At 55.8% G+C, this 13,951-nt stretch carries 9 protein-coding genes; 7 read left to right on the forward strand and 2 right to left on the reverse strand.

Annotation, left to right across the window (positions count from 1 at the left end; all coding sequences use genetic code 11):
- The first annotated feature begins 162 nt into the window (after positions 1–162).
- The 3 genes from M9H61_RS15415 to M9H61_RS15425 all read left to right on the forward strand — a co-directional run bounded on the left by M9H61_RS15415 (position 163) and on the right by M9H61_RS15425 (position 5,319).
- On the forward strand, positions 163–777 hold the full coding sequence (locus M9H61_RS15415) for a TetR/AcrR family transcriptional regulator (RefSeq protein WP_101248243.1): 615 nt from the start codon (positions 163–165) through the stop codon (positions 775–777).
- Positions 778–939: 162 nt separating this feature from the next.
- Positions 940–2,103: an efflux RND transporter periplasmic adaptor subunit gene (locus tag M9H61_RS15420; protein ID WP_250281486.1), complete on the forward strand. Its 1,164-nt coding sequence runs from the start codon at positions 940–942 to the stop codon at positions 2,101–2,103.
- 36 nt (positions 2,104–2,139) lie between these two features.
- Positions 2,140–5,319, forward strand: a complete 3,180-nt coding sequence (locus tag M9H61_RS15425; RefSeq protein WP_250281489.1) for an efflux RND transporter permease subunit — start codon at positions 2,140–2,142, stop codon at positions 5,317–5,319.
- A 71-nt stretch (positions 5,320–5,390) separates the two neighbouring features.
- Here the strand turns inward: M9H61_RS15425 and M9H61_RS15430 are convergent, their stop codons facing one another.
- On the reverse strand, positions 5,391–6,035 hold the full coding sequence (locus M9H61_RS15430; protein ID WP_250281491.1) for a hypothetical protein: 645 nt from the start codon (positions 6,033–6,035) through the stop codon (positions 5,391–5,393).
- A 296-nt stretch (positions 6,036–6,331) separates the two neighbouring features.
- Here M9H61_RS15430 and htpX point away from each other — a divergent pair, with 296 nt between their 5' ends.
- Together htpX and M9H61_RS15440 are read left to right on the forward strand one after the other, a co-directional pair.
- Positions 6,332–7,339, forward strand: a complete 1,008-nt coding sequence (htpX, locus tag M9H61_RS15435; RefSeq protein ID WP_228194733.1) for a zinc metalloprotease HtpX — start codon at positions 6,332–6,334, stop codon at positions 7,337–7,339.
- Between the two features lie 376 nt (positions 7,340–7,715).
- Entirely contained in the window at positions 7,716–9,326 is a 1,611-nt protein-coding gene (locus tag M9H61_RS15440) for a hypothetical protein (protein WP_250281493.1), read from the forward strand.
- Positions 9,327–9,478: 152 nt separating this feature from the next.
- Here M9H61_RS15440 and M9H61_RS15445 read toward each other — a convergent pair whose 3' ends face one another.
- Complete coding sequence (locus tag M9H61_RS15445) at positions 9,479–10,198, reverse strand: Bax inhibitor-1/YccA family protein (protein WP_101248238.1); 720 nt, start codon at positions 10,196–10,198, stop codon at positions 9,479–9,481.
- A 260-nt stretch (positions 10,199–10,458) separates the two neighbouring features.
- Between M9H61_RS15445 and M9H61_RS15450 the strand changes: the two genes are divergently transcribed.
- A complete protein-coding gene (locus tag M9H61_RS15450; protein WP_250281494.1) occupies positions 10,459–12,042 on the forward strand; it encodes a hypothetical protein in 1,584 nt (527 codons plus the stop codon).
- 216 nt (positions 12,043–12,258) lie between these two features.
- Entirely contained in the window at positions 12,259–13,875 is a 1,617-nt protein-coding gene (locus M9H61_RS15455) for an acyl-CoA synthetase (RefSeq protein WP_250281496.1), read from the forward strand.
- The last annotated feature ends 76 nt before the right edge of the window (positions 13,876–13,951 follow it).

Consider the following 13,951-nt stretch of genomic DNA (forward strand, 5'->3'; position numbering starts at 1 on the left):
GTGCATCACGCACATCGCGAGTTAAATCTTTGAATTTCTGAACATTCCTGTCATCCTCCTGCCATGTTTACATGATGATCTTGGAATGTGTCGGCTGGGTTTCCTTGAAAAATACCAACCGGTACGTATATCTGATCCATAATCAATATACAGGTCAAAGCCATGAGGAACGCCGAAGAAACCCGGACCAAGCTTCTGGAAACCGCGATCGAGTTGCTGTCAACGCGCAGCTATCACGATATCGGTGTCAGTGATGTCTGCAAGCATGCCGGCGTGACAAAGGGCGCGTTCTATCATCACTTTGACAGCAAGGCGGCCCTGTTTGCGGCCTCTGCCCGCCATCACTGGGAAAAGGGCAAGGATGAGCTTCGCGCCATCTTTTCCCCCGAAGTTCCGCCGGTCGAACAGCTTAACCGCTATATCGAACTGGTTTGTGACAAGCAGGAACGCTATGCCGTGCCCGGCGAAAGCGAAGTCTGTGTCTGTCCGATCTTTACTGCTGGCGGCCAGGTCGGCCCCGAAGATATGGAAATCCAGAATTGTTCGCGCGAACTGGCTGACGAACAGATCAAATATCTGGCCTCGATGGTGCGCGGTCTGAAGGGCGAAGGCATGCTGGGTGAAGATGGTGACGTCACCACCCTGGCACGGCTTGTTTTCCAGTATGTCCATGGTCTGCTGACCTATGGCAAGGTTTTTAACGATCTTGATACTGTTCGGTCTGATCTGCGCGAAGGGATCTATCGCATCCTTAATTTGCAATGTAAATTCAGATAGTTATCAGAATATTTTCCTGATTTCATTCCTGTCACAAAACAATAAAAATTAAAAAAACGCCATTTTTTTGCCTTCTTCCCCTTGCGAACAAACCGATTGGTATGCATCTAAGCTCCAAACGGGCCGCGTGTGTGCGGCGCAACCCATTTGGAAGATCAAAAGATGCAGTCTCGATCAAAACGCAAAATTTTGCTGCCAGTTGCCGCATTGGCACTGATTGCTGCTGCCGGTGGATATGGCTTGCATATCTCTGGCTCATCTGCCGACGAAGTGGCGGTTCAGACCGCCCCGATGGCAACCCCTGTTACCGTTTCCAACGTCAAAAGCAGTTCCGTCCGTCTTTGGAACAATTTTTCCGGCCGTCTGAGCGCGGTTGAAGAAGTGCAGCTGCGCCCGCAGGTCAGCGGTGCGATCGTCGAAATCCGGTTTGAAGACGGCCAGCTTGTTCAAAAGGGCGATGTGCTTGCCGTGATTGATCCGCGCAGCTATCAGGCCGCCGTGAACGAAGCCCGTGCCGAACTGGCCGCAGCCGAACAGAATCTGTCGCTGGCGGCCAAGGAAAAGGCACGCGCGGAAAAGCTGGTGTCGAACGGCACGGTTTCCAAGCGCGTCTATGACGAACGCCTGAATGCCCATCGCGTGGCACAAAGTCAGGTCACCCGCGCCAAGGCCAATCTTGAACTGGCTGAAATCGAACTGGATCATGCCTTTGTCAAAGCCCCGATCAGCGGGCGTGTCAGCCGGGTCGAACTGACCGTTGGCAACCAGGTCAATGCCGGCCCGAATGCCCCGGTTCTGACCACCATTGTCTCGACCGGTAAAATCTATGCCGATTTCGATCTCGACGAGCAGACCTTCTTTGCCAGCATTGGGGATAACGGCAAAATCGACGAAGCTGCCCATAACATCCCGGTCAACATGACCCTGTCAAACGGGCGTCAGGTGTCGGGCTATGTGCACAGTTTCGATAACCGGATTGATGCGCGCACCGGGACCATCCGCACCCGCGCACTGTTTGACAATCTCGATGGCAACCTTCTGCCGGGCACCTTTGCCGCCCTTCAGGTCGGAACGCTTGCCAAGCAGGATGTCATCACGGTTTCGCCCGAAGCAATCAGCACCGATCAGGACCGCAAATTCGTCTATGTGGTCGAACCGGACAATACGGTTGCCTATCGCCAGGTCACCCTGGGGGCGGAAATCAACGGTATGCGCATTGTGACCTCTGGCCTGAACGAAGGTGATCTTGTCATCGTCAACGGCATCATGAAGGTCCGCCCCGGCATGCCGGTGGCCCCCGAAATTCTGCAGGCCGCCGCATCCTGAGGGATGCGGATGGCGCGCTAAGCAAGGCTTACTATCATGCAGAACCTCTCAAGATTTTTTGTCGACCGCCCGATCTTTGCCGGCGTTTTGTCGGTGCTGATGTTGCTGGCCGGTCTGATTGCGATGTGGCGTTTGCCGATTTCGGAATATCCCGAAGTCGTGCCGCCTTCGATCGTGGTCGAAGCCAAGTTTCCCGGCGCGAACCCCGCCGAGATTGCCGAAACTGTTGCATCCCCGCTTGAAGAACAGATCAACGGGGTCGAAGGGATGCTTTATGTCAACTCACTGGCCACCACGGACGGCAACCTGTCGCTGACCGTGACCTTTGAAATTGGCACCGATCCCGATCTGGCCCAGCAAAAGGTCCAGAACCGCGTATCACAGGCCGAGCCGCGCCTGCCTGATATCGTGCGTCAGCTTGGTGTGACCGTTTCCAAACGATCCCCTGATCTGACCATGGTCGTGCATTTGCGTTCGCCCAATGAACGCTATGACATGCTGTATCTGCGCAATTATGCGACGCTCAATGTCCGTGACCGTCTGGCACGTATCAGTGGCGTCGGGCAGGTTGGCCTGTTCGGATCGGGCGATTATGCCATGCGTGTCTGGCTGAACCCCGACAAGGTTGCCGAACGTAACCTGACCGCGGGCGAAGTGGTTGCCGCCATCCAAAGCCAGAACGTCCAGGTCGCAGCCGGCATCATCGGTGGTGCACCCTATGACAGTGGTGTGCAGTTCCAGTTGCCGATCAATATCAGTGGCCGTCTGGAATCCCCTGAAGAATTCCAGAACATCATCATCAAACGCGAAGCCGATGGCACGATTACGCGTCTTGGCGATGTGGCGCGTGTCGAAATGGAAGCCCAGCAATATGCGCTGCGTTCCCTGCTTGATAACAAGCCCGCGGTCGCCATTCCGATCTTTGCATCCCCGGGGTCAAACGCGCTTGATATTTCAAGCAATGTGCGCGCGACCATGGAAGAACTCAAACAGAACTTCCCCGACGATCTCGATTACTCGATTGTTTATGACCCGACCGTATTTGTGCGCGGCTCGATCAAATCGGTGATCAAGACGTTGTTGGAGGCCATCGCCCTTGTGGTGATCGTGGTGACGATCTTCCTGCAAACCTGGCGGGCATCAATCATTCCGTTGCTGGCTGTGCCGGTATCGATCATCGGGACCTTTGCCCTGATGCTTCTGATGGGCTTTTCGATCAACGTGCTGTCGCTGTTCGGATTGATCCTGGCGATCGGGATCGTGGTTGATGACGCGATTGTTGTGGTCGAAAACGTTGAACGTAACATCGAACGGGGTCTTTCTCCGCGCGATGCAACGGTTGCGGCCATGCGCGAAGTGACCGGTCCGATCATCGCAACCTCGCTTGTGATTACCGGTGTGTTTGTGCCGATTGCCTTTATTTCCGGCCTGACCGGCCAGTTCTATCAGCAATTTGCCCTGACCATCGCCATTGCGACGATCATTTCAACCATCAACTCGCTGACGCTGAGCCCGGCTTTGTCGGCGGTCCTTCTGCGTGGTCATGATGCGCCGAAAGACTGGCTGACGCGTGGCATGGACTTTGTCTTTGGCTGGTTCTTCCGCGGCTTTAACCGCTTCTTTAACCGCAGCACGGAAATGTATGCCGGCGGGGTCAAGCGTCTGCTGGGTGTAAAGGCCATCATGATGGCGCTTTATGCCGGGTTGCTGGTTCTGACCTGGCAGGGTTTCCAGATTCTGCCCACGGGTTTCGTTCCCCTTCAGGACAAGCAATATCTGGTCAGTTTCGCCCAGCTCCCGCAGGGCGCGACACTGGACCGGACCGAAGATGTCATTCGTGAAATGTCTGACATCGCGCTTAAGGAACCCGGTGTTGAAAGTGCCGTGGCCTTCCCGGGGCTTTCGATCAACGGCTTTGTGAACAGTTCAAGTGCCGGCATCGTGTTTGTCACGCTGACCGACTTTGACGAACGCAAAAGCGATGATCTGTCGGGCCTTGCCATTGCGGGCAAGCTGCAACAGAAATTTGCCGCCATTGACGAGGCCTTTGTTGCCATCTTCCCGGCACCGCCGGTTCAGGGACTTGGGACTGTTGGTGGCTTCAAGCTTCAGGTTCAGGATCGCTCCGATCAGGGCTATCGCGCCCTTGATGATGCCATGAAACAGGTCCTTGCCAAGGCATGGGCGGCACCGGAACTGACCGGTGTGTTTTCAAGCTATAACATCAATGTGCCGCAGCTTCAGGCGACCCTTGACCGCACCAAGGTTCAGCAGCTTGGCGTGCCGGTTGATGAAATCTTCCGGACCATGCAGGTCTATCTTGGGTCGATGTATGTCAATGACTTCAACGCCTTTGGCCGCACCTATCAGGTGATCGCACAGGCCGACAAGCCATATCGTTCAAGCCCGGAGGACATCCTGCGTCTGCAAACGCGCAATTCGGATGGCGACATGGTGCCGCTGGGCTCTGTTTTGTCGGTATCTGAAACATTCGGACCGGACACGGCAATGCGCTACAACGCGTTCCGGTCGGCCGATCTGAATGGCAACGCCGCCCCGGGCTATTCCAGCGGCGAGGCACAGGCTGCGATCAGCAAGATTCTGGATGAAACATTGCCGCCCGGCATGTCCTATGAATGGACGGAACTGACCTATCAGCAGATACTGGCGGGCAATACGGCGATCTTCATCTTCCCGATCTGTATCCTTCTGGTGTTCCTGGTTCTGGCCGCGCAGTATGAAAGCCTGACCATGCCACTGGCCGTGATCCTGATCGTCCCGATGAGCATCCTGTCTGCTGTGTTTGGTGTCTATCTGTTCGGGGGTGACAACAATATCTTCACCCAGATCAGCCTGTTTGTGCTGGCCGGGCTGGCATCGAAAAACGCCATCCTGATTGTCGAGTTCGCCCGCGAACTTGAACATCAGGGACGCAGCACCGTTCAAGCCGCGATCGAGGCCAGCCGTCTGCGCCTGCGCCCGATCCTTATGACCTCTTTGGCCTTCATCATGGGCGTCGTGCCGCTGGTTCTGTCCAGTGGTGCCGGTGCCGAGATGCGCCACGCGATTGGTATTGCCGTGTTCTCGGGGATGCTAGGCGTGACGATATTTGGCCTGATCCTGACCCCGGTCTTTTATGTTCTTGTACGCATGATTGGCCGGCGCAACGAAGTTCGTTCACTTGATGAGGCTGACGCACACCAGCCTGCGGAGTAACCGACATCGTTGCAGAAACAGCCGGACCGTCTTTTTCCCCCGACCCCGCCGGTCCGGCTGTTTTACTTATCCTACTGCGTCTCAAGTCTCATGGTGCGGATGTCGAGAAATGCCTGGGTATCAATCAGGGCCACTGGTCCTTGCCAAGTGCCTGCCTGTGCCGGTGATGGCGCATCCCAGTCAATTTCGCGCATTGGCGGCATGTTTTCTTCTGATGGCCATCGATCCCCGCCAAACAGTTCCTCGCGATAATCTGCCAGCGTGCCAAGTGTCCCGGCGGGGCCTTCCTTGACCGTCAATCGGTCGCCATATTCGCGACGCAACGCGAACTCGATACGGTTTTCAACATATCGGGTTAACTGATCCCCGGAATATCCAAGATCCTCGCCATCGCTTTGTGCATAGCGATACTCCATGGCGTAATTCATGCCATTGGATACATTGACGTTATCCTCGCCAAACACGGCAACCAGTTCATCATCAAGATAGTAGGCGCGTGTGATCTCTGCGTCGCTGTTATCATCAAGCCAGCTGTTCAGATGGTTTTCGGCATTGGCCTGATAGGTTTCGAATTGTTCCTTGCGCTTGGCCTGGATGTCTTTCCATTCATCAAGCGAAAACTTGGTGCTGTATTCACCGGTTTGCGGATCAATCGGTCTGGGCATGGTCAGGTACCGCGCACCGACGATGGACATCTTTCCTTGAAACTCGACCATAGAACACCTCCTTGAGTGATATCTTAAATTGTGCATGCAATTAAAAGACCACTTATCGGTGTGTGTGCCGGGCGCCTTTGATATCTGCGGTATTTGTTCTGTGATGTTGGTCACGCAGATAAAAAAGCCATAATCATTTTGCTTGTTCAAAGGGTTGGCGGGAATAATCTTCCCACACCAAGGAATAAGTTTTCGATGCGGAGGCAAACAGGCAGGACAAGTTTGCCGGGCGCTTGCCATTGGCAAACTTTGCCTTATCTGTCGTTCGAAAGGGTTGTCGAAAAGGGTGTTCGACCATGAACTATGTGCGTACAGGTTTGTTGCTGGCGGGGTTGACCGCGCTGTTTGGTGCCGTTGGCATGATGATTGGCGGGCAACAGGGCATGATCATTGCGCTGTTGTTTGCCGGGGCGATGAATGTGTTCGCCTATTGGAATTCCGATGCCATGCTGCTTCGGATGCGCAGTGCAAAACAGGTTGATGATCGCACCGCGCCGGAACTGGTTTCCATGGTGCGCGATCTGGCGCGTAATGCCGGTCTGCCAATGCCCAAGGTCTATGTGATTGAAAACCCGCAACCCAATGCCTTTGCCACCGGGCGCAATCCGGAAAATGCGGCGGTGGCGGCAACAACGGGTTTGCTGAAACTGCTTGATCGCAACGAGATCGCCGGTGTCATGGCCCATGAACTGGCCCATGTCAAAAACCGCGATACCCTGACCATGACGATTACGGCAACCATCGCCGGTGCGATTTCGGCCCTTGCCAATTTTGCGATGTTTGCCGGCATGTTCGGCGGCAATCGCAGCGAAAACAACAATCCGTTGGGCGGGATCGGCATGATCCTGATTGCCATTCTGGCCCCGATGGGGGCGATGATTGTGCAGATGGCAATTTCGCGCACCCGGGAATATGACGCGGACCGTATCGGGGCTGAAATTTGCGGACATCCCCTGTGGCTGGCCAGTGCACTGGCCAAGCTTGATAAAGGTGTGCACGCCATCCCGAACATGGAAGCCGAGCGCAACCCGGCAACCGCACATATGTATATCGCCAATCCGCTGTCGGGGAAGGGTGTCGACAATCTGTTTTCCACCCACCCCAACATGGCCAACCGCATCGCCAAGCTTCAGGAAATGGCCAGTGGCCTGAGCGGGCAGGGTAGTGGTGGACATGGTGCGGCCGCGCGGCCTGCGTCTGCGCGTCCGGCATCACAAAAAGGGCCCTGGGGCGGATCGCAACCGGCATCGCGCCCGACGCAACCGGCAACCAAACCACGGCGCCGCACCCGTCCCTGGAACTGAAAACTGTTCGTGCGACATTCCTGATGACCTGTTTTCAAGGCACCGGATCGTTATGGTCCGGTGCCTTTTGCCTGCCCGATCATGTGGATGTCATATGGATGATTTTCTTTCTGCAACCCGCCCGGGAACGCAGGTCATTCCCGTAACGGTTTCAAAAAGGTCACCGATTTGCGATGACCGCGCAGAACCCTAAAATCTAGTTGATCGACTGGGGGGTTCGGTATTTGAAGGGTAGGTTTTCTATACTTCGGTATGGCGTTAAAGCCGCGCTCCAGCATTGACCAGCCGGGTCGCGCGGATGACAATGGACCCTTAATGAATTCAAGTATCTATAGAAGCTGCGTGTCAGTTTTTCGTGGATGCAATAAGGGCAGGAATGGCTGGGTTCTGGTCAATGGTTGGCCTGGTGATCAAGTCACTGATTACCGGCAACGATACATCAGGGGAGTTGGTTGAGACTGCGGGGGATGATACTGCCTCGGCTGCGGAACCGCTGTGCCTGTATGCCATTGCCCGCTTCAATCGTCCCGATGCAAATGCCCAGGGCGGTGTCCGCCCGCCAGATCCGCTAAGCGATATGATCGCGCGCAGTCTGGCCGATATGCCCGAAAGCAGCCAGATCAGACTGGATCAGTATTTTGCCCCCAATTCGGATGCGGTTGATGCATTCCAGGCAATGCGCGAAGCCCAGCTCAATGTTTTGAATATGGGGCGCCGGGTTGATGCGGATGCGGTTTTCTGGGGACAGGAAAACCACAATACCGGCGGTTTCGATCTGCATCTGGTCAGTGATGCTTTGACCTCGTCGCTTTATGATCTGATGTTGCCGCTTACTCACAGTTTCCGGCAAACCGATCATCCCGATGTCGCCCAGGCCTTGCGCATTTTGCTGGCGGCCCAGCTGATTTTCAAATCGCGGGGCGGCGAGCAGCGGTTGCTGCAAATTTCACGTCTGACCACCCATCTCGAAGAATTTCAGGAACGCATCAATCGCGGCGAACATTTCGAAATGGCCGGGCAGGGGGTGGCGACCGCCTATGCCTTTGGGGCGTTTGTCCTGACCGAAACCGGGGATCGCACCTATTGCGCCAGTGCCTTGCGCGTGCTTGAACCCCATATTCGCAAAACCCTTGGTGCGGCGGGCGAAACCGTATCCGAACCGGCCAAACCCAAGGCCCGTACATCATCGGGATTGCTGGGTGAAACATCACGGCCCCAGCAAAAAGAAGAAGTCGTACGTGAATTGCGCACCGAAGATCTGGTAGCGCAAATCAGCGACTTTTCAAAAATCGACGCCCGATCGGCCGCCCTTCTTGCGCTGTATGCGGGGCTTGTGAACTGGTCACTGATCGCCAGTCTCAAGGCGCGCTCGGGTGCGCTGGCCATCGGCATCTGGAAAATGCTTGAACGGCGGTTCGAACTGTCGATGGGATCGCCGGTTGATCGTGCACTGGCAATCTGCAAACTGGCCGAGGCAATGGTCGCAACCGGCAAGGATGCCGAGGACGCCAAACTTGTCGAACAGGGGGCATCGCAATATCGCCGTGCCCTTGGCATGATCAACAGTCGGGCACATGCGCCGCTTTATGCGATTACCGCCTATGGGCTGGCGGAATCGATTGTGTCTGCGGCCATCATCAATGATGTCAGCATCCCCGATGCGCAGGTCGTTCCTGTCTTTCAGGCCGCCCTTAAAATCTGTGGCCGGCGTGATGATCCCTATATCTGGGGCAGGACAATGTTTGCCCTGGCGACGGTCTATCTGACCAATGGTACCCAGGATCAGGATGTCACCATGCTGTCCAATGCCAGAATGGGCTTCTCGCAATCCTATGAGGCCTTTGTCGATGCCGGGGCCAAGGGGGCGGCGCGCGCGGCTTCCGGGGGCTATACCCGTGCTGAAAACATCATTTCGCAAATGGGCCATCGCAAGGCCGTGATGGAAGCCACCGGCGGCGACGGATCGGCAAAGGCCGCGGCCTCCTGATTGCCAGCTGGCGAGCTTTCCGAACTGGGCGTCCAGGGGACACCGGAAGCACGTCAGGCATCACGAAGTGATCCGAACAAAAAGAAACCCCCGCAGCAGACGCTGCGGGGGTTTTGACTGCGACTGCCCGGGGGCAGCATACAACGTCACTTCTATTCGCGATTACCGAAGAAGTGCAGAAGCATGATGAACAGGTTCACGAAGTCGAGATAAAGCTGCAGCGCACCGAACAGGGCTTTTTTGCCTGCGGTGGTTGCGTCATCATGCTCGTGATACGCTTCCTTGATGCGCTGGGTGTCATAGGCGGTAAGGCCCGTGAAGATCAGAACACCAGCCGCCGAAATGACGAACTGCAGCATGCTGCTGCCAAGGAAGATGTTGACCACGCTGGCAATGATGATGCCGATCAGGCCCATGAACAGGAAGCTGCCCCAACCCGACAGGTCCTTCTTGGTGGTGTAGCCATAAAGGCTCATCGCACCAAAGGTACCAGCGGTGATGAAGAAGGTACGTGCGATCGATTCACCGGTATAAACCAGGAAGATCGAAGCAAGGGACAAGCCCATCAGCCCGGCATATACCCAGAATGTCGCCTGTGCTGCGCCGAAGCTCATTTTATGAATTCGTGCGCTCAGGAAGAAGACAAGCCCGATCGGGGCCAGCATGACAATCCAGTGCAGTCCGGTGCCAAAAATAGCCTGCATCAGGGCCGGGCTGGTCGACACAGCCATTGCCACGATACCGGTCAGGGCAAGTGCGGATGCCATGTAGTTATAGACACGCAGCATATAGGCGCGGAGACCTTCATCGATCTCGGCCGCCGACCGGCCAACCGAGACGTCATAGCCGCGTTGACGCGTTTCAAAAGCCATTGAAATCCCTCTTTGATCCAATTGTGGGCAGAATCGTTTATACAATTCTGCGATGGTCAAAATATGGCAGGATTTCCGTGAAAAGCAACGGTTTGGCGGAAACGGCAATCCCCCGGCGCGCCCGAATGTGATCTTGTTCACCCGACATCTGACAAGAATGTGAAATTCCACATTAAGGACAGCCCGCCCAAACAGGTTTATGATGGCGCCACGGCGTAAAGCATGATGTGCAGCGCGATACATCAAAGGTACCAACAGGCATGTCAGAAACCATCGTGGCACCACCATTTTCGATGCGCAAACTTGGCATTGCCCTGTGTCTGATGCCGGTGATGTTGGCGATACCGTCTGCCACGCTGGCCCAGAATGCGAAATTCACCGCCAATGCCGAACGTGGGGATATCCCGGTCTTTGTTGAAAAATACGATGACGGTGAATTCTGTGCCGACGGTTCGGGCGCGGAACCCTGTGCGATTGCGCCCGTCGATGTGCCGGAATTTGATGCCAGTTTCGTCTACCGGTTTCTGGCCTATCATGCGCAACGTCCGTTTGACCGCTTCTCCTGGCAGGCTTTTACCGCCCTGATGGCCCCGGGTGATGCCGTACATGATGCCGCACATGATGTCGCACGTGATGCCGATCTTGATATCCCGGGCAGCAAAGCCGCCTGGCAAGACTTCCCGACCCGACGGGATCTGTTTTCCGAAGTCGCCTTTCCCAACCCGTCCTGTGCCGATGATCTGCCCGACGGTTCCCTGCTGCTGGCAAGCTATGTGCAATCGACCGGCGATATCCTGATCGATCAGGCCGGGAATTTTGTGCTGTATGAAACCCGGATCAATCAGGTTGCAGCGGATTATATCCGCGAGAACGGCCTTGATCAGAAGTCCGGGCGTCTGGCCTTTGCCAACGGGCAAAACCCCATAAGCTTTCCTGTCGGGCACATGACGCCACCAATCACTGCGACGGCCATAGCAGACAGCACATCATCCCGATCAACCGATGATACGCGCAACGCTGTAAGGAATGGTGCATCCGTCGGCGATGCGCCGCGCATTCCGCCAAGCGCACCCGGGGTTATGGGCGCGCAATTATTGAAATTTGCCTGGCGCATTTTACCGGGCAATGACGGCACCAAAACGCTGGTCGATCATGGCTATTACACCCGTCCGGCCCGCATATCGCTGGGGCCATCGCAAACGGTCGACGGGCGGGCGAAATGTCTTGATGTCACGGTCGGACTGGTGGGCTTGCATCTGGTACAGCGGGTGCAAAGTGGCAATGGGGATCGCTGGATCTGGTCAAGTTTCGAGCATATCGACAATGTGCCCTTGGCGTCGAATGCCCGTCGCCCCAACAGCATCATCACCGATACCCCGTTTGCCAACGGATGTCTGGCGCCAACTGATATCGATCGGCCCTATGCATTTTACGGCGGGCATGGCGTTGGCGGGACGGCGGCCAATAATCCGGTTTCGGGGGATGTGAAATGGGCGGACAGCGCACCCTATGCGCGGCGCCTGTCCGGGGAACCGGTCGGGGGATCCGATATCGTTCGCTGCTGGCGACTGTTTTCGGGCACGGCGGAGTCCAATTTCATCTGGCAACGCAAACTGGCCGGTACCGTTTGGCAGAATTACATGCTGCTTGGCACACAATGGATCGGAAATCCGGGCGGGGCGACATTCGGCGTCGGCGAAGTTCCCCGTTATCTGACCAACAGTGCGCTTGAAAGCTTCATGCAGCACCAAGCCGATGCCACCTGTCTGGGCTGCCACAGCCGGGCTACAACCGATGCCGGGCAGTCTGCGAATTTCACTTTCCTGCTTGATCCGTCACCCTGAATCAGGATCGGCAACTTATCTGCAAATAACCCCGGGTCAGACAAGGCCGGTTTATGGTTTGAATGATGCACTGCATCGTTCTGATGGGGCTTTCTTGCCATTCAGATCGCCAACGACAAACAAAATCGGTGCAATCCGAATGCAAAAGGCACTATCATGTCGCCAATATTTGCCGCAGCCAAAAACAAATAACAGCGGTAAATTCAGGGAGGAAATATGCTGACCAGTCGTGATGACTACGCGACGGTATGCTCGGATTTTGTCTGGGATGTACCGACTCATTTCAATATTGGTGTTGATGTTTGCGACAAATGGGCCGATGACCCGGATCGTTTGGCGCTGATGCACCGTCGGCGCGACGGATCGCGCCGTGATTACACATTTGCCCAGTTCAAACGTTTGTCGAATCGCTTTGCCAATGTCATGCGCCGCCATGGCATCCGGCGTGGGGACCGGGTGGGTATTCTGTTGCCGCAAAGCCCCGAAACCGCGATTGCCCATATCGCGACCTACAAGATGGGCGGAGTTGCGGTTCCGCTCTTTACCCTTTTCGGGGTCGATGCGCTGGAATACCGGTTGGGCAACTGTGCCGCCAAGGCGCTGGTGACCGACAAGGAAGGGGCGGCAAAAATTGCTGAAATCCGCGATCTTTTGCCGGCACTTGAATATGTCTATGTCATTGATGGCGCGCCGGATGGCTGCTTTGATTTCAAGGCCCTGTCAGCCGAGGCCAGCGACCAGTTTGATGTTGTCAAAACCCGTGCCGATGAACCGGCCCTGATCATTTACACATCCGGTACCACCGGCCAGCCCAAAGGCGCGCTTCATGCCCATCGGGTTCTGCTGGGCCATTTGCCCGGTGTTGAAATGTCCCATGATTTCTTCCCCAAGGACGGGGATGTGATGTGGACGCCTGCGGATTGGGCCTGGATCGGCGGGCTGCTTGATGTCTTGCTGCCGGCCTGGCATCACGGGGTGCCGGTGGTTGCGCACCGTTTTGAAAAATTCACACCCGAAGCCGCCTTTGGCCTGATTGCCGAATATGGTGTGCGCAATACCTTCCTGCCGCCAACTGCATTAAAGATGATGCGGGCGGCGGGCGATGAAATGGCGCAAAAATTCAACTGCAACCTACGTTCTATTGCAAGTGGTGGCGAAACACTTGGTGCGGAACTTCTTGATTGGGGGCGTCGGGTGTTCGGTGTCACCATCAATGAATTTTACGGTCAGACCGAATGCAATATGGTCGTCAGTTCCTGTCAGTCGATCATGGCCCCCAAGCCCGGCGTCATGGGCCGTCCGGTGCCGGGCCATAATGTTGCGGTGATTGATCTGGGCGGGAATGTCGTGGCCCCCGGTGAGATGGGGCGCATTGCAGTGCGGGCACCCGATCCGGTGATGTTTCTGGAATATTGGCGCAATCCCGAAGCCACCCGTGACAAATTTGTCGGCGAATGGCTTTTGACCGGCGATATGGGCTGTGTCGATGCGGATGGCTATATCCGCTTTGTCGGGCGCGATGATGATGTCATCAGTTCGGCCGGATATCGCATCGGCCCGGGCGAGATCGAAGATTGCCTGATTGCCCATCCGGCCATTCGCATGGCCGGGGTGATTGGCAAACCCGATGACCAGCGCGGACAGATCGTAAAGGCCTTTGTGGTTCTGGCTGATGGTTATGCGCAAAGCCCCGAACTTGAAAGCGATATCAAGGATTTCGTCAAAACCCGCCTTGCCGCGCATGAATATCCGCGTGAAATCGCGTTTCTCGATCAGTTGCCAATGACCACGACCGGCAAGGTCGTCAGGCGTGCTTTGCGTGATCTGGCGTAATGCCATTACCAGCCGAACCGGTCTTTCCGGTTTGATATCGAAATGATCTGAAACAGAAAACAGGGCCGGTCAAATG

This window comes from Thalassospira sp. GO-4 (genome assembly GCF_023588965.1).
Lineage (GTDB): Bacteria > Pseudomonadota > Alphaproteobacteria > Rhodospirillales > Thalassospiraceae > Thalassospira > Thalassospira povalilytica.

Bases quoted from the DNA above. Each gene is read 5' to 3' on its own strand.
- htpX (WP_228194733.1), top strand. From the start codon at position 6,332: ATGAACTATGTGCGTACAGGTTTGTTGCTGGCGGGGTTGACCGCGCTG.
- M9H61_RS15440 (WP_250281493.1), top strand. From the start codon at position 7,716: ATGGCTGGGTTCTGGTCAATGGTTGGCCTGGTGATCAAGTCACTGATT.
- M9H61_RS15415 (WP_101248243.1), top strand. From the start codon at position 163: ATGAGGAACGCCGAAGAAACCCGGACCAAGCTTCTGGAAACCGCGATC.
- M9H61_RS15455 (WP_250281496.1), top strand. From the start codon at position 12,259: ATGCTGACCAGTCGTGATGACTACGCGACGGTATGCTCGGATTTTGTC.
- M9H61_RS15420 (WP_250281486.1), top strand. From the start codon at position 940: ATGCAGTCTCGATCAAAACGCAAAATTTTGCTGCCAGTTGCCGCATTG.
- M9H61_RS15445 (WP_101248238.1), bottom strand. From the start codon at position 10,198: ATGGCTTTTGAAACGCGTCAACGCGGCTATGACGTCTCGGTTGGCCGG.
- M9H61_RS15450 (WP_250281494.1), top strand. From the start codon at position 10,459: ATGTCAGAAACCATCGTGGCACCACCATTTTCGATGCGCAAACTTGGC.
- M9H61_RS15430 (WP_250281491.1), bottom strand. From the start codon at position 6,035: ATGGTCGAGTTTCAAGGAAAGATGTCCATCGTCGGTGCGCGGTACCTG.
- M9H61_RS15425 (WP_250281489.1), top strand. From the start codon at position 2,140: ATGCAGAACCTCTCAAGATTTTTTGTCGACCGCCCGATCTTTGCCGGC.